The sequence below is a fragment of the Desulfocurvus thunnarius genome, from assembly GCF_055390965.1.
Map to the genome: position 1 here is coordinate 111,719 of NZ_AP042411.1, position 18,557 is coordinate 130,275.

At 68.7% G+C, this 18,557-nt stretch carries 15 protein-coding genes, 1 tRNA gene and 1 other RNA gene; 8 read left to right on the forward strand and 9 right to left on the reverse strand.

What is annotated here, in order from left to right:
* Nucleotides 1-261 precede the first annotated feature (261 nt).
* The 5 genes from ACZ5KV_RS00465 (at nt 262) to ispD (ending at nt 3,881) form a co-directional block, all read left to right on the forward strand.
* Nucleotides 262-337 (forward strand) — tRNA-Ile (locus ACZ5KV_RS00465).
* Nucleotides 338-429: 92 nt separating this feature from the next.
* Nucleotides 430-1,218 (forward strand): Nif3-like dinuclear metal center hexameric protein, encoded by a 789-nt coding sequence (locus ACZ5KV_RS00470; protein WP_464240379.1) that lies wholly within the window; start codon nt 430-432, stop codon nt 1,216-1,218.
* A gap of 105 nt (nt 1,219-1,323) precedes the next feature.
* A complete protein-coding gene (locus ACZ5KV_RS00475; protein ID WP_464240380.1) occupies nt 1,324-2,196 on the forward strand; it encodes a zinc ribbon domain-containing protein in 873 nt (290 codons plus the stop codon).
* A 62-nt stretch (nt 2,197-2,258) separates the two neighbouring features.
* Nucleotides 2,259-2,616: RNase P RNA component class A (gene rnpB, locus ACZ5KV_RS00480), an RNA gene on the forward strand.
* A 77-nt stretch (nt 2,617-2,693) separates the two neighbouring features.
* Complete coding sequence (gene ispD / locus ACZ5KV_RS00485; RefSeq protein WP_464240381.1) at nt 2,694-3,881, forward strand: 2-C-methyl-D-erythritol 4-phosphate cytidylyltransferase; 1,188 nt, start codon at nt 2,694-2,696, stop codon at nt 3,879-3,881.
* Nucleotides 3,882-4,008: 127 nt separating this feature from the next.
* Here ispD and ACZ5KV_RS00490 read toward each other — a convergent pair whose 3' ends face one another.
* A complete protein-coding gene (locus ACZ5KV_RS00490; RefSeq protein WP_464240382.1) occupies nt 4,009-4,770 on the reverse strand; it encodes an EF-hand domain-containing protein in 762 nt (253 codons plus the stop codon).
* Between the two features lie 286 nt (nt 4,771-5,056).
* On the opposite strand from ACZ5KV_RS00490, the gene cysS reads away from it, so the two are divergent.
* On the forward strand, nt 5,057-6,514 hold the full coding sequence (gene cysS, locus ACZ5KV_RS00495) for a cysteine--tRNA ligase (RefSeq protein WP_464240383.1): 1,458 nt from the start codon (nt 5,057-5,059) through the stop codon (nt 6,512-6,514).
* Between the two features lie 262 nt (nt 6,515-6,776).
* Here the strand turns inward: cysS and ACZ5KV_RS00500 are convergent, their stop codons facing one another.
* From ACZ5KV_RS00500 to ACZ5KV_RS00535, 8 genes are all read right to left on the reverse strand, one after another.
* Complete coding sequence (locus ACZ5KV_RS00500) at nt 6,777-8,486, reverse strand: GMC family oxidoreductase (protein WP_464240384.1); 1,710 nt, start codon at nt 8,484-8,486, stop codon at nt 6,777-6,779.
* Nucleotides 8,487-8,495: 9 nt separating this feature from the next.
* Nucleotides 8,496-9,224: a gluconate 2-dehydrogenase subunit 3 family protein gene (locus ACZ5KV_RS00505; protein WP_464240385.1), complete on the reverse strand. Its 729-nt coding sequence runs from the start codon at nt 9,222-9,224 to the stop codon at nt 8,496-8,498.
* A 695-nt stretch (nt 9,225-9,919) separates the two neighbouring features.
* A complete protein-coding gene (radA, locus tag ACZ5KV_RS00510; RefSeq protein ID WP_464240386.1) occupies nt 9,920-11,275 on the reverse strand; it encodes a DNA repair protein RadA in 1,356 nt (451 codons plus the stop codon).
* Nucleotides 11,276-11,420: 145 nt separating this feature from the next.
* Entirely contained in the window at nt 11,421-12,356 is a 936-nt protein-coding gene (locus tag ACZ5KV_RS00515) for a DUF3426 domain-containing protein (RefSeq protein ID WP_464240387.1), read from the reverse strand.
* Between the two features lie 47 nt (nt 12,357-12,403).
* Nucleotides 12,404-12,940: a hypoxanthine phosphoribosyltransferase gene (gene hpt, locus ACZ5KV_RS00520; RefSeq protein ID WP_464240388.1), complete on the reverse strand. Its 537-nt coding sequence runs from the start codon at nt 12,938-12,940 to the stop codon at nt 12,404-12,406.
* 67 nt (nt 12,941-13,007) lie between these two features.
* Nucleotides 13,008-13,475, reverse strand: coding sequence for an N-acetyltransferase (locus ACZ5KV_RS00525; protein ID WP_464240389.1), 468 nt, complete (start codon nt 13,473-13,475; stop codon nt 13,008-13,010).
* A gap of 4 nt (nt 13,476-13,479) precedes the next feature.
* Nucleotides 13,480-14,031, reverse strand: a complete 552-nt coding sequence (locus ACZ5KV_RS00530) for a TlpA family protein disulfide reductase (protein WP_464240390.1) — start codon at nt 14,029-14,031, stop codon at nt 13,480-13,482.
* A 16-nt stretch (nt 14,032-14,047) separates the two neighbouring features.
* The gene (locus ACZ5KV_RS00535; RefSeq protein WP_464240391.1) at nt 14,048-16,456 is read right to left on the reverse strand and encodes a homocysteine S-methyltransferase family protein; all 2,409 of its coding nucleotides are present in this window, start codon (nt 16,454-16,456) and stop codon (nt 14,048-14,050) included.
* A 306-nt stretch (nt 16,457-16,762) separates the two neighbouring features.
* Between ACZ5KV_RS00535 and ACZ5KV_RS00540 the strand changes: the two genes are divergently transcribed.
* A complete protein-coding gene (locus tag ACZ5KV_RS00540; RefSeq protein WP_464240392.1) occupies nt 16,763-17,794 on the forward strand; it encodes a sigma-70 family RNA polymerase sigma factor in 1,032 nt (343 codons plus the stop codon).
* Nucleotides 17,787-18,557, forward strand: coding sequence for an HD domain-containing protein (locus ACZ5KV_RS00545; RefSeq protein WP_464240393.1), 771 nt, complete (start codon nt 17,787-17,789; stop codon nt 18,555-18,557). Before ACZ5KV_RS00540 ends, ACZ5KV_RS00545 begins: the two co-directional genes overlap by 8 nt.

Consider the following 18,557-nt stretch of genomic DNA (forward strand, 5'->3'; position numbering starts at 1 on the left):
CTCCCGCGCGCCGGGCCCGTCTGCCGGGTCCGGCGCGCTTGTTCACTCACCCGGGAAAGGGGCAGCCCCATGCTGCCCGCAGCCGGGCCCGCGACCATCCGGTCATGAGTCGGCGACCCGGCTCGCGCTCCGGCATCGTGTCGCACCCGTCGCTCATGATGGAACGCGGTCGGCGTACGTCCCGCCGCCCCGGGCACCGGGCCGCGCCTTGACAAAAACCGCCTCAAAAGGATATGAAATTCGGCTTGGCAAGCACCGGATGGGCCAATAGCTCAGTTGGCAGAGCTTCCGGCTCATAACCGGATGGTCGCAGGTTCGACCCCTGCTTGGCCCACCACCGACACCCCGGAGGTGCCGCGAGAAGCCCCGCCGCGCGGAGCGCCCTCGCCCTCCTTGGCTCCCCAACCGGTGCCCGAAGCCGGAGAGACCATGGATCACGCAGCCGTCATCGCCTGCATCGAGCAGATCGCCCCGCCCGCCGGGGCCGCCGCGTGGGACAACAGCGGCGTGCAGGTGGCCGGAACCCGCGCCCAGGTGCGCAAGCTCGGCGTGACCATCGACCCCGCGCCCGGGCGGCTGCGCGAGGCCCTGGACTGGGGTGCGGACATGGTGCTGACCCACCATCCGCTGTACATGGAGCCCAAGCCCCTGTCGCGGCCCGGATATTTCCTGGACGCCGCGCGGGCCGTGCTCGCCGACGGCGTGTGGCTCTACGCGGCGCACACCTCCCTGGACGTGCGCCCCGAAGGCCCGGCGGGCTGGCTGGCGCGGACACTGCGCCTGGAGAACCTGCGCGTGCTCGAACCCGCAGGCCCCGAGGCGCCGCAAACGGGCTACGGTCTGGCGGGCGAACTGCCCGCGCCGCTGCCCTGGGAGGAGTTCGCCGCGCACCTGGGCGACTGCGTTGCGCGCGACTTCTGGACCCTGGCGGGGGAGGCGCCGCGCCGGGTGCGCACGGTGGCGTATTGCACGGGCTCGGGGGCGTCCCTGGGCGGGGCCGCCCAGGCCGCCGGGGCCGAGGTGCTCGTCACCGGCGACGTGAAGTACCACGCGGCCATGGAGGCCGAAATTTTCACCATCGACGTGGGTCATTTCTCCCTTGAGGAGCGCATGACCCGCGAGATGGCCGCCCTGCTGGACGAACGTCTCGGCCCGCAGGGCGTCAGCGTGCGTTTTTTCCCCGGCAGCGACCCCTTGCGGGTCCACCTGCCCAAATAGGTTCCCCGGGCCCGGCCCGGAACCGAGCAACCAAGGCCGGCCCGCGCGGGCCGCGCAGACCGAAGCGGCCGCCGCGTGCGGCCATGGGAGGATACCCCTTTGAGCATGTACCTCGAACAGATCGAAAAACTCGTCGTCCTCCAGAAGGTGGACGGCGAGATCCTCGTCCTTGAAGAAGAACTGGGCAGCATGCCCCGCGAACTGGCCGACCTGGAGGCCAGGAATGCCGAGCTTCTGGAACGCAAGGCCGTTCTCGACGACAAGCTCGACATCCTGAACACCCAGCGCAAGCGCCTGGACCTGGAGATCGAGGACAACACCTCGCGCATCAAAAAGAGCAAGAACAAGCTCATGATGGCGGGCAACACCCGCGAATACCACGCCATGATGCGCGAAATGGACAACATGGAGAAGACCACGCGCAACCGCGAGGAGGAAAAGGTCGCCCTGGCCGAGGAGCTGGAGCGCCAGACCGCCCTGCTCGACGAGCTGCAAAAGGAGCAGGCCGAGCTGACCGCCCAGCTTGAGGAATACCAGGGCAACCTGAAGAAGCGCTCGGCCGCCGCGCGCAAACGCCTGGCCGAGTTGCAGAAAGAGCGCGAGGAAGCCTGCGTCGTGGTGCCCGCTCCGGTGCTCAAGCGCTACGAATTCATCCGCGAGCGCATCTCCAACCCCGTCATCGTGCCGGTGACGGCGGGCGTCTGCTCGGGCTGCTTCATCCAGATTCCGCCCCAGGCCTTCAACGACCTGCAAAAGGGCGAGACCATCCTCTCCTGCCCCAACTGCCAGCGCCTGATCTACTGGTGCGAGCATTTCCACGCCTGCGACTCGCCCCTGGCCGCCGCCGCCATCCGCACCCCGGTGGCCATGGACGACGACGAGGACGAAGCCGGGCCCGACGACGAGCGCGACGAGGAGCCGCGCTACGCGGACGACCACGACGGCCCCGACGACGAGCGCGACGACGACGACCGCTGATTCGTGCCGCCCGGCCCCGGGCTCTGGACTTCGGGGCCGGGCGGACCTAGTTTCAAGACTTGGGAGCCGGACGGGCCATCGCCGCGGCCTGCAAGGGCCGGGGAGGAAAGTCCGGGCTCCGCAGGGCAGGACGCTGGATAACGTCCAGGGGGCGAAATCCCCGGAAAGTGCCACAGAAAGCAAACCGCCCTCCCCGGAGGGTAAGGGTGAAACGGTGGGGTAAGAGCCCACCAGCGGCCGGGGCGACCCGGTCGGCTCGGCAAACCCCGTCCGGAGCAAGGCCAAATAGGAAGGCGTTTGAGGCTGGCCCGGCCGATGCCTTCGGGTAGGCTGCTTGAGGCGGCGGGCAACCGCCGCCCTAGAGGAATGATGGCCACCCCGCAAGGGGAACAGAACCCGGCTTACAGTCCGGCTCCCTTTTCAGCACACGACCGGGCGCGCCCGGGGCTCGGCCCCCGGCGCGCCCGCAACGTATCCGCACCCCTCCAGGAGGCCCCATGAGCACGTGGGTGGTGATTCCCGCCGCAGGCAGCGGCACGCGGCTGGCCGCCGCCGGGCTCGGCACGGGCAAGCAGTTCCTGCCCTGGCGCGGCGCCCCGCTCTATTGGGCCGGCGTGCGCACCCTGGCCCGTGTGGCCGGGGTTCACGGCGTGGCGCTGGCCTTCCCGCCCGCCGAGCTGGCCCAGGCCGGGGCCCGGGCCGAGGCCCTGGCCGCCGCCGAGGACCTGGGGCTGCCCCTGCGCTTCGCCCCCGGCGGCGCGCGGCGTCAGGATTCCGTGGCCGCCGCCCTGGCCGTGCTGCCCCGGGATTGCACACGGGTGCTGGTTCACGACGCGGCGCGGCCCTTCGCCTCGGCCGCGCTGGTCACCGCGCTGCTGGCGGCCCTGGATGCGGGCGCCCGCGCGGCCATCCCCGCCGTGCCGGTGAAGGATACTGTCAAACGCGTGGCGGGCGGGCACGTCGCCGCCACCCTGCCCCGGGCGGAACTGGCGGCGGTGCAGACGCCGCAAGCCTTCGTCCTGGCCGACCTGCTGGCCGCCCACGCACACTGCGCCCGCAACGGGCTGGACGTGACCGACGACGCATCCATGGTCGAGGCCCTGGGCCTGGAGGTGGCCGTGGTGCCCGGCGAGGAGAGCAACGTGAAAATCACCACCCCGGAGGATCTGCGGATGCTCGCGCCCCGAAGCGCCGCCCCGGCCCGCGTGCCCGTCACCGGCTGGGGCTACGACGTGCACAAGTACGGCCCCGGGCGGCCCATGGTCCTGGGCACGGTGCCCATCCAGGGCGGGCCGGAGGTCGTGGCCCATTCCGACGGCGACGTGCTGCTGCACGCCCTGGCCGACGCCCTGCTGGGCTGCCTGGGCCGGGGCGACATCGGCGAGCACTTTCCGGACACCGACCCGCGCTACGAAGCCGTTCCCTCCGCCGTGCTGGTCAACGAGGTGCTGGAAATGGCCCTGGAAGCCGGGCTGGAAGTGACCCACGCCGACCTGACGCTCATCTGCCAGGTGCCGCGCCTGGCGCCCTGGAAGGCCCAGATCCGCACCGCCGTGGCCGGACTGCTGCGCCTGCCCGCCGGGCGGGTCAACGTCAAGGCCACCACCGAAGAGGGCCTGGGCTTCACGGGCGAGAAGAAGGGCATCAAGGCCGTGGCCTGCGTCAGCGCCCTGCTCCCGGGGTAAGCGCCCCGCTCCCGGCACACGGCCCCTGCCCGGCCGTGCGGTCCGCTGCCGCCTCGGGCAAAAGGAAAGCCGGCCCGCCATCCATGGCGGGTCGGCTCCCGTTTACGGTCCCGGCGCGGCGGATGCCCTAGGCCACGGAATCCACGCCGGAACCCAGATCCATCAACCCGCCCAGGCTGTCGAGGCTCGACTCGTTCTGGGAGTTGTAGGCGTCACGATAGGCCTGCACGGCCTCGCGCAGCAGCTTGGCCATGGAGTTTCCGGATTCCGAACCCTGGCTGCCGCCCAGGCCCATGGCCTGGAGATCCTCGGCGCTCACGCCGTAGAATTCGGCCCATTCCTCCTGGGTGACCACGCCGTCGCCGTTGAGGTCGGCTTCTTCGGTGGAGGACGACGAGCCCGCGGCGGCCGCCTCGGTCACGGAGGTCTCCTCCTCTTCCTCCTCCTCGCTGCCGGAGGAGCCCGTTCCCGCATTCTGCACGGCGGACAGCAGGGCATCGCCCTCCTGGTCCAGGCCGAAGTAGGCCAGGGCCTCCTCGGGGGTGACCTCGCCGTCGCCGTCGGCGTCGGCGGCCTCGGTCTCGCCGGACTCCTCAAGGCTCTGCATGAGCGAACCGATGAGCCCGCCGTCGTCCTCGCCTTCGCCCATGCGCATCTGGTTCATCATGGCCAGATTGTCCTGCATGGCTTCGAGCTTCTCCACGAGGGCGGCAAGCTCCTCCTCGCTCAGTTCGCCGTTGCCGTCCGTGTCGAACTCCTCCATGAGCTTGGCCTGGAGGGACGACGCGTCCTCAGAGACCCCGCTGGAGGACTGCGACCCGGACTGCATCGTCGCCAGCAGGTCCTGCAGCGACGATGTGCCCTGTCCGCTTACGCTGGAAATCGACATGTCCTTGCTCCTTGGTTTACGCCCCCGGCTGGAAGGGGAAGCGGCTGCACATTCTGCCGCCTCCCTGCCGTCGCAGCCCGGGCATGCAAGAAGCCCCCCCGCGCATGGCCGCCGCGCGTTAACGTTCGTTCATGATTTATTAAGAATGGCAAAGGCGGGCGCGGCCCGCTTGGGCGCCCCGGCGCGGCCAAGGGCTTTGACGGCCCGGGCCGTTTCGGGCATGATGCCCAACCGGCCCGCAAGGCCCGGCCACGCCAACGCAATCATCACGCCAGGGAGCGACCCCATGCAACTGTACAACACCATGACCCGCCGCAAGGAGGAGTTCGCACCCCTGCGCGGCAACCACGTGCGCATGTACGCCTGCGGCATCACGGCCTACGATTACTGCCACATCGGCCACGCGCGCTCGGCGGTGGTCTTCGACGTGCTCGTGCGCACCCTGCGCCACATGGGCTATACCGTGACCTTCGCGCGCAACTTCACGGACATCGACGACAAGATCATCGTGCGCGCCAACGAGAACGGCGAGGACCCCATGGCCCTGGCCGAGCGCTTCATCCAGGCCTTCTACGAGGACATGGATCGCCTGGGCATCCTGCGCGCCGACGTGGAGCCCCGCTGCACCACGCACATCCCCGAGATGATCACCCTGACCGAAGAACTCATCGCCAAGGGGCACGCCTACGCCACGCCCTCGGGCGACGTGTATTTCCGGGTCCGCTCCTTTGCGGACTACGCCAAACTCTCGGGCCGCGACATCGACGAGATGCGCGCGGGCGCCCGCGTGGCCCCCGGCGAGGAAAAGGAAGACCCCCTGGACTTCGCCCTCTGGAAGGCCGCCAAGCCCGGCGAACCCACCTGGGACAGCCCCTGGGGCCCCGGCCGCCCCGGCTGGCACCTGGAGTGCTCGGCCATGAGCGACAAACACCTCGGCCTGCCGCTGGATATCCACGGCGGCGGCCAGGATCTCGTCTTCCCGCACCACGAGAACGAAATCGCCCAGAGCGAGGCCGCCACGGGCCGGGAAATGGCCCGCTTCTGGGTCCACAACGGCTTCGTGCAGGTGGATTCGGAAAAAATGTCCAAGAGCCTGGGCAACTTCAAGACCATCCGCGAGATCATGGAGGCCTACCTGCCCGAGACGCTGCGCTATTTCCTGCTGACCAAGCACTACCGCAGCCCCATCGACTTCACCCTGGACAACATGGACGAGGCCGAGAAGAACCTGCGGCGCATCTACACCGCGCGCCAGGAGATGGCCGCCGCCCTGGCAGGCACGAAATGGGCCGCCACGGACCTGCCCGCCGAACTGAACGCCGAGATCGCCGAGCAGGAAGCCGCCTGGGAGGCGGCCATGGCCGACGACATGAACACCGCCCAGGCCCTGGGCCACGTGTTCAACCTCGTGCGGCTGGCCGGGCGCATCGCCGAAGACAAGGCCCTGCGCAAGACCCGGGGCGCCAAGGCCGCCTGGGAGCGCATCCAGGCCGACCTGGACACCTGGGGCGCGGTGCTCGGCGTCTTCACCCAGGACCCGGCGCAGTTCCTCGCCGCCCTGCGCGACACCCAGGCCCGGCGCAAGGGCATCGACACCGCCCGGGTCCAGGCCCTGCTGGACCAGCGCGCCGCCGCCCGCGCCGCCAAGGACTTCGCCGCCTCCGACGCCCTGCGCGACCAGCTCGCCGCCCTGGGCGCCACGGTCAAGGACACCCCCGCCGGGCAGGCCTGGGACGTGGCCTGACCGCAGGCCACTCTCCCCCGCTCCACTCGGAGAAAAGCCGCCGCCACAGTCTTGCGACTGCGGCGGCGGTTTCCTTTCTTGCGCCGGGCCCCCACCCCCGCCCCAAGGCAAAACGGCTTTGACGAACCCGTCAAAGCCGTTTGCTTGTTAGTGAGGCCTGATCATGCGGCACGGCGCAGGAGCCCGGGCTGGGGGGCAGCCCGGAAGAACTTCCGGACCGCCCCGCCGCGTCTGGATTCCCCGCGCAATCGGGGCGCCTTGCTTAGGCCAGCATGCCGCCGCTCTTGGCGTATTTGAGAATGCCTTCGGCGCAGCGGAAGCCCAGGGCGCCCACGGTGCCCGTGGGGTTGCAGCCGCCGTTGTGCGTGAAGTTGCCCGCGCCGACCACGAAGAGGTTCTCGGCGTCCCAGTGTTGCAGGTAGGAGTTGACCACGCTGTCCTCGGGGCTCTTGCCCGTGATGGTGCCGCCGGTGTTGTGCGTGGTCTGGTAGGGCACGATGTTGTAGTCCTTGATCATGCCCCGGGGCGCGACGGCCACCGTGTCCATGTTTTTGACGATCTCCTCGATCTTCTTGTTCATGTAGGTGAAGAGCGCCTTGTCCTGGTCGGTGAAGTTGTAGGTCATGCGCAGCAGGGGCAGGCCGTAGGCGTCCTTGTAGGTCGGGTCCAGGTCCAGGAAGTTCGCCCGGTGCGGCATGGACGCGCCCTGCGCGCCGACGCCGAAGGTCCGGTTGAAGTTGCGGATCGAGCTTTTCTTGAACTCCGCGCCCCAGGACGGGGTGCCGGGGTCGGTGGTGTTGCCCGCGATGGGCCGCTTGCCCGTCTGCGAAAGGGCGATGCAGCCGCCGTGGATGAAGTCCAGCCCGGAGTGGTCGAAGGCATCGGCGTTGAAGTCGTCGATGACCATGCCCAGGGCTCCGGCTCCGGCGTAGAGGTTCGAGGGATCCTTCAGGTAGCCCGTGGCGCCGGGGAGGATCTGGTAGCAGTAGCCCTTGCCCAGCGTGCCCTTGCCGGTGGCGGGGTCGTACTGGCGGCCGATTTGCGACACCATGAGCAGCTTGGCGTTGTTGAGCACGTAGCTGGAAAGCACCACCACGTCCGCAGGCTGGATGAATTCCTCCATGGTCAGCGTGTCCACGTAGCGCACGCCGGTGACCTTGTTGCCTTTCTTCAGGATTTCAACCACGTTGCAGTTGCAGCGCACCTCGCAGTTGCCGGTTTTTTCCGCCACGGGGATGAACGTATTGGTCGGCTGGGCCTTGGCGTCGTATTCGCAGGCGAAGCGCTCGCAGAACCCGCAATACTGGCAGGGGTTGAGCTGCATGCCGTCCGTGGTGGTGTACGGCTCGGAGGCGATGGCCGCCGGAATGTGGTAGGGATGGTAGCCCAGCCCCTTGGTCGCCTTCTCGAAGAGCTTCATGCCCGGCGTCTTGACCAGCGGAGGCATGGGCCAGGGCTTGGAGCGCTTGCCGTCGAAGTGCCCCGGCTCGCCGGACACGCCGATGGCGTACTCGAACTTGGTGAAGTACGGCTCCAGTTCCTCATAGGTCAGGGGATAGTCCTGAAGCTGGTAGTCCGGCCCGAGCTTGTTCTTGCCGTAGCGCTCCTCGGTCATGGTCTTGATCTGGAAGTCGTAGGGCTTGAAGCGGTAGTTCATGCCGTTCCAATGCACGCCCGCGCCGCCCAGGCCGTCGCCCAGGCAGAACGAGCCCATGCGCCGCATGGGCAGGGCGGGCATCTTCTCGGAATTGCGGAAGGTTATGGTTTCCTTGGACAGGTCCTGCATCAGGCCGAAGTTGATGGCGTAGCGCCACTCGTCATGGATTTCCAGGAAGTCGTCCAGGCCGCGACGGCCGCCGCGCTCCAGACCGACGGCGGAAAGACCCGCCTTGGCGCATTCCGCCAGGGCGATGCCGCCCGTGAAGCCCACGCCCACCGTCACCACGTTCACTTTCTTCAATTCTTTCGCCATGGTCGCCTCCTACTGCATGCTGGCCAGGGAAATGGGCTCGACCTTGTCGAATCCGTCGTTTTCGATGAGGTGCGTGTAGACCATCTGCGCGCCCGGGTAGTCCTTCAGGCGCCAGCCATCCATGTTGTTGTTTCCGTTGTAGATCGGGTCCGCATAGCAGCCCGCCAGCACGGCGCCGCGCAACTCGCCGAAGAAGTAGGACGACTTGAAGCCCTCGGTGGGCAACTCCCCGGCCTGGCACAGCTTGAGGATTTCGTCCTGCTCGGCGCCGGAGAGCTTGGGGAAGTCCTTCTTGTGGCGCTGGTGCGCGGCCGCGTTGAGGGCCAGCAGGCCCTGGCGGAACAGATCGCGTCGGATGAGCGGCGTTTGCGGGCCCTGGGTGGATGCGCCCGGGGCGAAGGGGCCCTGCATGTATTCACGGGCATTGTAGCCCCAGGCGCCCGCAAGCTGGTTGTCGATGAAATACGGCACGGCCAGTTCGATGGCCCCGGGGCCGAGTTCGTCCTTGGGGAAGATTCGCTCCGCCGCGCTGGACAGGATGGAGAACTCCAGCGTGTTGGTGAAGAACATCCTGCCGCGATGCAGGTTCACGTCCCCGGGAGCGCCGTGGCCGTGCTCCGCGTGTTGCGCGGCGGCCTCGCCCGCGGGCAGGGCCATGGTCCCCAACGCGGCGGCACCCGCCGCGATGCCGGTGACTTTGAGAAAATTACGGCGCGAAACCTTGCTGTCGTCTGCCATAGGATGCCTCCTTTGCGTGAAAGTGCGGGCGCGGCGCAAGCGAGCCCCTGTCCGCCGCGCCTTCTCCGGTATACTGGACTCTTAGGGTCAGAATCTAGCAAATGCCGCACGCGAAGGAAAGGCCTGACAGCATTTTTTCGTTTTCTCTCTAGGATTTTGCCGTTCAGGGAGCGCAAGGGAGGTGCTCTCGGAGGGGCTCTTCCGTGTCCCGTTCCGGAAACTTTCCGCCGAGGGCGCCAGCGCGATGGACTGGCGCCCGTGGCGGATGGGGAATGGAAAATAGAAATCCCAAGGCGCCATTATGCATCCGTGCGAATACGATCCTCATACGTGAGCAGAGGATTTCCCGGCCCAAAATGGAGTTGGGTGTCGGCGGGGAAAGGGGAAATCGGCCAAGGTGCCATTCGGAGGGCAGGAGTCGGTTCCTGGGAAACCCGGAGGAAACCGGAATAAGGGGAAGCGACACACTATTGTTCAGAGAACACAACAAAAACTTGTGCGCGGCAACGCCCCGGCATCGCCCTTTCCCAGGCCGGGAGGCCGTTACGAGACTCCTGGGTTTTGGCGCGACCAAACATGCGGGCGCGCAACGTCTTACGGACACCGCACACGGCGGGACGAACAGGAGCCGTGCGGGGCATGGCGGATTGCTCGAAGCCGCTCTCAGCTTCAGCCAAGGAGCCTGTAGCTGCCCGTCAGCTCCCGCCCTCTTTCCCCCGCCCGAACAGCCGCGTCTGCAACACAGCGATGTTCTTGACTTCCCCGGGGTGCAGGACCGGGGCGTAGCCGAGGCGGGCGGCTTGTTTGAGGCGGATGTCGTGGGAGGCCACGGGGCGGATCTGGCCGTTCAGGTCGATTTCGCCCCAGGTCACGGCGCCTTCGGGCAGGGCGCGGTCGTAGAAGCTCGACAGCACGGCGGCGACGATGGCGGCGTCCAGGGCGGGGTCGGCCAGCTTCATGCCGCCGCCGATCTTGGCGTAGATGTCCACGCCGCCCAGGTTCAGGCGCAGCTTTTTTTCCATCACCGCCAGCAGCAGGTGCAGGCGGTTGGCGTCGAAGCCCAGGGCCGTGCGCCGGGGGATGGCCAGGAAGGTCTTGGTCACCAGGGCCTGGACTTCCACGGCAAAGGGCCGCTGGCCCGAAACGGCCATGCACAGCGCCGCGCCGGACAGGCCGGGGTCGCGGTCCTGCAAAAAGAACGTGGACGGATCGCCGACCACCTCCATGCCCGCGCCGGTCATGTGGAAGAGCAGAATCTCGTGCGCCGGGCCGAAGCGGTTCTTCATCACGCGCAGCATGCGGAACAGGTGCTGGCGGTCGCCCTCCAGGGAGAGCACGGTGTCCACCATGTGTTCCAGCAGCTTGGGCCCGGCGATCTGGCCCTCCTTGGTCACATGGCCGACCAGGACCAGGGTCGTGCCGCAACGCTTGGCCTGCTCCACCAGCGCCGTGGACACGGCGCGCACCTGCGACACGCTGCCCGGCAGCCCGTCCACCGCTTCGGAGGACAGGGTCTGCACCGAGTCCACCACCATCAGGTCCGGCGCATGGCCCTGGGCCAGGGCGGCCAGGGCGTCCTCGGCGCGGGTGGTGGCCATGGCCAGCAGGTCCGGCGAAAGCAGGCCCAGCCGCTCGGCCCGGCCGCGAATCTGGCCCAGGGACTCCTCGGCGGACACGTAGACCGCGCTGCGCCCGGTGCGCGCCAGGTTGCCCACCAGTTGCAGCAGCAGCGTGGACTTGCCGATGCCCGGCTCCCCGGCCAAAAGCACCACCCCGCCGGGCACGAAGCCCTTGCCCAGCACCTCGTCCAGGGCGTCCAGCCCGCTGGAATAGGCCACGGCGCGGCCCTGGCGCAGTTCGGCCAGGGGCGCGGGGCGGTTCTCGGCCAGCAGGGTTTCGGCACTGGGGCGACGGCCCGGGGCACCGGCCGCGGGCTTGGCCTCGGCGTGCTCGGTCAGGCTGTTCCACGCGCCGCACCCCGCGCACTGGCCCTGCCACTGGTGCGACTTCGCGCCGCACTCGGTGCAGACGTAAACGCGCCGGGTCTTCATGGATGGAAAGCAGAGGCCGGAGGAAGCACGCGGGGCCGGGGCGCCGGGGCCGGAACCACGCCCGCGCGGGCGCCCCGGCGACGGCCCCCGGCACAGGCGCGGCGCGAGGCGCCGCCCCGGCTTCCGGCCCGGACGCGGGTCGCGCTCACGGCGCGACCTCCTTGGCGTCGACCACCCGCACGTTGAACTCCGCCAGCCCCTCGGGCGGGGTGAAGAACACGATCATGAACGGCACGGACTGGCCGGTCTGGAGGCTGATATTGTTGGCGCCGATGCCCGCCTCGTTCTCCAGGGCGGCGTCGATCTCCTCGCGGGCCAGCACCTGGAGCTGGAAGAGGTCCAGAGTGTTGCCGCACAGCAGGCGGCGCGTGGCCAGGGTCTGGTTCTGGGCGTCGAAGAGGCTGGCCTCCACGGCGATCAGCTCGCGCGGCGTCTCGAACAGGTTCACGGCCTTGCCCTGGATGACGAACAGGCGGCCGGTCTTGTCGTTCTCGACGTAATACTGCTTGATGCCTTCCAGGGATATCTTCCGGACCTGCTCGGTGGGGTCGGCCACCGGCTCCGTGCCCCCGGAGCCGGACTTGGCCTCGGGCGCCAGCCCCAGATACTGCGGCGCGAACTGCCAGACCGCGCCCAGCCCCGCGCCCAGAAGCAGCACGATCGCCGCCACGGCGATGACCACGCGCCGCCCGCGCCCGCGCCCGGCCTTGGCGGCCTTGCCCGCCTTGGGCACGGTGTCGAGGTTCAGGTCGAGCTTCGGGGCGGAGCCTGCGGAGCGGGAGGCCGACGGCGCGGCCTTGGCCTCCGGAGCCTCGGCCACGCCCGGAAGATCCTGATCGTCACGGTCCAGGGCCGCTTCGCCCAGGGAGGCCAGAAGATCGTCGTCGTCGGCCCCGAAGTCCTGCCCGAAGCCGTCGGCCAGTTCGTCCAGTTCGGGCAGCTCCCCCGTGGGGGGCCCGGCCGGAGGGGTGGCCGTGAAGATGTTTTCACACACCGAACAACGCACCTTGCGCCCGCCGGGGGGCACAAGGGCGTCGTCGAGGTTGAACGAGGACTTGCAGTTTGGGCACTCGACGATCATGGGCGCACTCGCAATGCTTCGTCCCGGCCCGTCGGGGCGCCGGGGCCTCAGGTCTCGATTTCGAAGATGCCGCCAAGCTGGCGATAGCGCTCGGCGTAGTCCATGCCGTAGCCGACGATGAAGCCTTTATGCAGCGTGAAGCCAGGAAAGTCCACGTCCAGCGGCACTTCGCGGCGCTCGAACTTGTCCACCAGGGCGGCCAGGCGCAGGCTGCGCGGCTTGCGCTCGGCAAAGGTCCGCAGCAGGAAATCCATGGACCGGCCGCTGTCCACGATGTCCTCCACCACCAGCACGTTCTTGCCCTGGATGGAGGTTTCCAGATCCTTGGAGAACACCAGCTCGCCGCTGTCGGTGCCCTTGCCGTAGCTGGCCAGACGGATGAATTCCAGCTCCAGGTCCAGGTCGATGCGGCGCACGAGGTCGGCGAAGAACAGGAAGGCGCCCTTGAGCACGCAGACCACCGTCAGGGGCTCGCCCTGGTAGATGCGGGTGATCTCGGCGCCAAGCTCGCGCACCCGGGCCTCGATCCGCTCCGGGGGCAGCACGGTCTTCAGGTTCCTGGTCAGGGCACTCGCGGGGCTCATGGATGGCGAATCCTTTACGTTATGCTGTGATTATTGCAGGTTGTGGCTCAAAGGGCAAGGGGGGGCCCTACAGGGCCAGGAGCATGGCCGTCTCGTCGCATTCCGGGAACTTGGGGCAGTTCAGGCAGTCGGCCCAGACCTTCTGGGGCAGCACGTCCTTGGTGACCTCCTCGAAACCCAGGCGGCCGAAGAACCCCGGCACGTAGGTCAGGGTGAACACCTGATACACGCCGAAAATCACCGCCTCGGACAGGCAGGCTTCCACCAGCCGCCGCCCCCATCCGGTCTTCTGGCTTTCGGGCACCACGGCCAGGGAGCGGATTTCACCCAGGTTTTCCCAGCAGATGGCAAAGGCGCAGCAGCCGAGCACGGTGCCCTCCTCGCCCGAAACCAGGACGAAGAAGTCGCGCAGGCGGCGGTAGAGATCGGACAGGGACCGGGGCAGCAGTTCGCCGCGCCCGGCGCATTGCATGAGCAGGGCGTGGATGGCGCGCACGTCCTGCATCTTGGCCTTGCGGATATAGGGTTCGGCCACGGGCTCAGTTCTCCGGCAACAGGGTCGAGACGAGGTTTTCCAGGGTCTGGGCGGACACGCCGCCCTCGTAGGACACGGCCTTCCGGCCCTGCGGATCGTAGACCACGATGCGCGGGATGGCGCCGACCTTGTAGAAGGCGGGCACGCTCTCGTCGGCCAGATGCACGGGGTAGTCGAACTGCGTGCGGGCCACGAAGCGCGCATAGGCCGCGGGGTCTTCGTCCACGGACAGGCCGAGGATGACCAGCCTGTCCTCGCCCACGGCGCGGCGCAGGGCGTTCAACTCGGGAATCTCGGCCTGGCAGGGCTTGCACCACGAGGCCCAGAAGTTGAGCAGCACGACCTTGCCCTGGGAGCGGGCCACCAGACGCACCACGTCCATGGTGTCCATGGTGCTCGCGGCGTCCGGGGCGGCGGCCTGGGGCTGGGCCGGAGCCTGCGGGGCGGCGCCCGAGGCCGCAACGGCGGGCCCGGCGACGGCGGGAACAGGCGCGGCGCCCAGCGCCACGGCGACAAGCAACGGCACGACGCGCAACAGGCGCGGGATGCGGATCATGGGCAGAGCCTCCGGGTCAGGCGGTCAGGTCCTTGGCGAGTTTCACGCAGCTCACGGCGTCGGGAGTGTAGCCGTCGGCGCCGATGGAGTCCGCGAAATCCTGGGTCACCACCGCGCCGCCGACCATGACGCGGCACGGCAGCGCCTTTTGGCGCACCAGGTCCACCGTGTCGCGCATGCGGACCATGGTGGTGGTCATGAGCGCCGAAAGGCCGATGAGGGACGCGCCCTCGCGCTCGGCGGTCTCCACGATGCGCTCGGCGGGCACGTCCTTGCCCAGGTCGATGACCTCGAAGCCGTTGTTGCGCAGCATGAGGATGACGATGTTCTTGCCGATGTCGTGGATGTCGCCCTCCACGGTGGCCATGACGATCTTGGCGCGCGGGGCGCCTCCGGCGGCCTCCAGCAGCGGCTTCAGGTGCGCGAAGGCCGTCTGCATGGTTTCGGCGGATTGCAGCAGTTGCGGCAGGAAGTATTCCTTGCGCTCGTACTTCTCGCCCACCTCGGTGATGGCCGGGATGAGATGCTCGCCGACCAGGACGAAGGGGTCGGCGCCCTTGGCCAGTTCGGCGTCGAGCATGGCGCAGATGGAGTCCTTGGCGCCGCGGATCACCGCGTCGCCCAGGGTCTTCACCGGCTCGGCCGGGCCGGAGCCGGGGCCCGCCGCGCCGCCAGCGCCGCCCGTGCCCGGGGTCCAGTTGGAGAATCCGGCCACGTAGCGCTCGGCCTGCGGGTCGCGCGCCAGAAGCACCTCGGCGCTGGCCAGGCTCTCGCGCAGCCGGGCCGAGCCGGGGTTGGCGATGAACGAGGTCAGCCCGTGGGCCAGGCCCATGGTCACGAAGGACGAATTGAGCAACTCGCGCGCGGGCAGGCCGAAGGAAATGTTGGACAGCCCGCAGGTGGTGGCCAGCCCCCAGCGCTCGCGGCACTGGCGGATGACCTCGAAGCAGGCCAGGGCCGACTGCGGCTTGGACGACACCGTAAGCACCAGCGCGTCGACCACGATGAGCCGCCGGGGAATGCCCAGGCCCTCGGCCTGCACGAGCAGTTCCTCCACCACGTCCAGGCGCTCGGCGGCCGAAACGGGCAGCTTGCGGCCCTTGAGGGGCAGCAGGATGAACGGCGCGCCGTAAAGGCGGCACAGCGGCCCCAGTTCCTCCATGCGCCCGGGCTCCCCGCTGATGGAGTTGACCAGGGGCGAGGCCGGATAGGCGTCCAGGGCGGCGCGCACGGCGCCGATGTCCGTGGAATCGATGCACAGCGGGGCCTGCACGCGCGAGGACAGGCCCTGCACCAGGGCGGGCAGCAGCGCGGCCTCCTCCACCAGGGGCGCGCCCACGTTTACGTCGAGGATGCCTGCCCCGTCGCGCACCTGCTCCTCGGCCAGGCGCAGGGCCTCGTCGAAGCGGCCTTCCTGAAGCTGGGCCGTGAGCTCCTTCTTGCCCGTGGGGTTGATGCGCTCGCCGATGATGACTGCGGGCCGCCCGTGGCCCACGGGCACGGAGAGGAAACGCGAGGTGACCACCAGGGCGGGCGGCTCGGGCGAAACCGGCAGCGTCCAGGCGTGGTCGCCCAGGCGCCCGGCCACGGCGCGGATGTGCCCGGGGGTCGTGCCGCAGCAGCCGCCCAGGAACTTGGCGCCCATCTCCACGAAGGGCATGACCTGGGCCGCGAAATCCTCGGGGCCCAGGCGGAAGACCGTGCGGCCCTGGGCGTCCAGCTCGGGCAGGCCCGCATTGGGCTGCACGACCAGCGGCGTGGACAGGCGCGGCAGCATGGCCCGCACCACGTCCACAAGCTGCTCGGGCCCGGCGCTGCAATTGGTGCCCAGCAGCTCGACGCCCATGTTCTGCATGGTGTCGATGAAGGTCAGCGGGGCGGTGCCCGTGAGGCAGGCGCCCTTGTCGAAGGTCATGGACACGGCCACGGGCAGGTCGCAGGTTTCGCGGACGGCGATGACGGCGGCGCGGGCCTCGGCCAGGTCGAACTGCGTCTCCACCAGGACGACATCCGCCCCGCCCTCGGCCAGCCCGCGCACCTGGGCGGCGAAGGCCGCGACCATCTCGCGGAAGGTCAGGTCGCCCATGGGCTTGACGAAATGGCCCGTGGGGCCGACGCTGCCGGCAACGAAACCGTGGTCGCCCGCCGCGCGGCGGGCGCAGGCGGCCATGGCCCGCGAGACGGCCACCGGGTCCTGCCCGGGGCCGAGCTTGAAGGCCGTGCCGCCGAAGGTGTTGGTGGTCACCACCCGGGACCCGGCGGCCAGATAGTCGCGGTGCACGCCCTCCACGGCCTCAGGGGAGGCCAGGCCGAACAGCTCCGGCGACTGGCCGGACTTCAGCCCCCGGGCCTGAAGCAGGGTTCCCATTCCGCCATCGAAGAGGTGGACGCGGCCGTCGGCCAGCAGGCGACGAAAATCAGGCAAGAGTCATTCTCCGTTGGCTCCGTTGGCTCCGTTGGCGTTGCCTCCCCCCGGGAAGGGCCCGGAAAGGGGCCCGGGAAGAGCCCGGGAAGCGGCCAGGGGCGGGCCTTCCCGCGCATCCTGGAGGGGGAGATGATTAACCAAAATCATTGAAAAGGCCAAACAAAAACTATACCCTTCCCTTTTTGGGGCGCGGCGCAGGCATGCCGCCCCCGGCCCGCCCCCCCGGGGCCCGCCCCGCCTGCGCGACCGCGCGCCCGCCTGCACGCATGACAACACGACCGGAATATGACACATGGACCCCAGACGATGAGTGACAAAACGCCACGGCCCCAGGCCGAAACGCCCGAAGTGCTGCCGCCCGAGGAGGAGGAACTCCACGAGGACGGGGAAGAGGACATCCTCGACCCCGAGATCGACGACGACCCCGGCCTGGACGACGACACCTTCGAACTGGCCCCGGCCCCCACGGGCGCCCTGGCCACGCGCGACCCGCTGCATCTCTACCTGCGCGAGATCGGCAAGTTCAGCCTGCTGGCCCCGGAGGAGGAGTTCGAGCTGGCCCGGCGCGTGCGCGACGACGGCGACTCCGACGCCGCCTTCCGGCTGGTGTCCTCCCACCTGCGGCTGGTGGTCAAAATCGCCATGGACTTCCAGCGCCGCTGGATGCAGAACGTGCTGGACCTGATTCAGGAGGGCAACGTCGGGCTGATGCGCGCCGTGCAGAAATTCGACCCCGACAAGGGCATCAAGTTTTCGTACTACGCCGCCTTCTGGATCAAGGCCTACATCCTCAAGTTCATCATGGACAACTGGCGGCTGGTGAAGGTCGGCACCACCCAGGCCCAGCGCAAGCTGTTCTACAACCTGAACAAGGAACGCCAGCGGCTCATCAGCCAGGGCTTCGACCCCGACACGGCCACCCTGTCCAAGAACCTCGGCGTGTCCGAGGAAGTGGTCATCGAGATGGACCAGCGCCTGGCCCGGCAGGACATGTCCCTGGACCTGCCGCTGTCCGAGGACGGCGGGGCCACGCGCATGGACTTCCTGCCCGCCTTGACCCCGGGCGTGGAGGACACCCTGGCCCAGGACGAGATCGCCGAGGTGCTGCGCCGCCATCTGCGGGCCATCGTACCCCTGCTCTCGGACAAGGAGCGCGACATCCTGGAACTGCGCCTGCTCTCGGATTCGCCCGTGGCCCTGCGCGAAATCGGCGAACGCTACGGCATCACCCGCGAGCGCGTGCGCCAGATCGAGGCCCGGCTGCTCCAGAAGATCAAGAAACAATTGTCGGATCACATCGACGACTTTTCACAGGACTGGATCAAGGACGATGAATAAGCTCCTCGCCCGCATGAAGACCGAGGCCAAGGCCATGGTCGCCCGTCAGGAAATGCCGGGCTTCTACACCGACTGCGCCCGCGAGCTGGAATACTCCCGCTCGACGTTTTTCGACAACCCCCTGCTGGTGCGCCTGCAGGAGGACGTGATCCCCTTCCTTTACGACGACTACGGCCACGGCATCGACCACGCCAAGAAGGTGGCCATCGAGGCCGGGGCCATCGTGCTGGTGGAACTGCGCCAGGGCGACCTGGCCCGGGCGCGCCATCTGGCCCTGCTGGCCCATCTGGCCGGACTGCTGCACGACATCTGCCGCCTGGAGGACGACCACGCCGCCCGCGGCGCGGAGCTGTCCCGCTCCATCCTGGCCGACTATCCGCTGGAGCCCGGCGACCTCGACCGCGTGGCCTTCGCCATCACCGACCACGAGGCCTTCGGCACGCGCCGCGAAACCGACGACCCCGAGGCGGCCCTGCTCTCGGGCGCGCTGTACGACGCCGACAAATTCCGCTGGGGGCCGGATAATTTCAGCACCACCCTGTGGGAGATGTGCGACTACAACGAGGTGCCCGTGGCCGACATCCTGGCCCGCTTCCCCGCCGGGGTGGCCAAGATCCGCGAGGTCGCCGGAACCTTCCGCACGGCAACGGGACGGACCTTCGGGCCGCAGTTCATCGCGCTGGGGCTGTCCCTGGGCGAAGAGATCCACACCAGACTGCGCGACCTGGCGTCCCGGGACATCGCCGACGCCGACCGGCCCTGA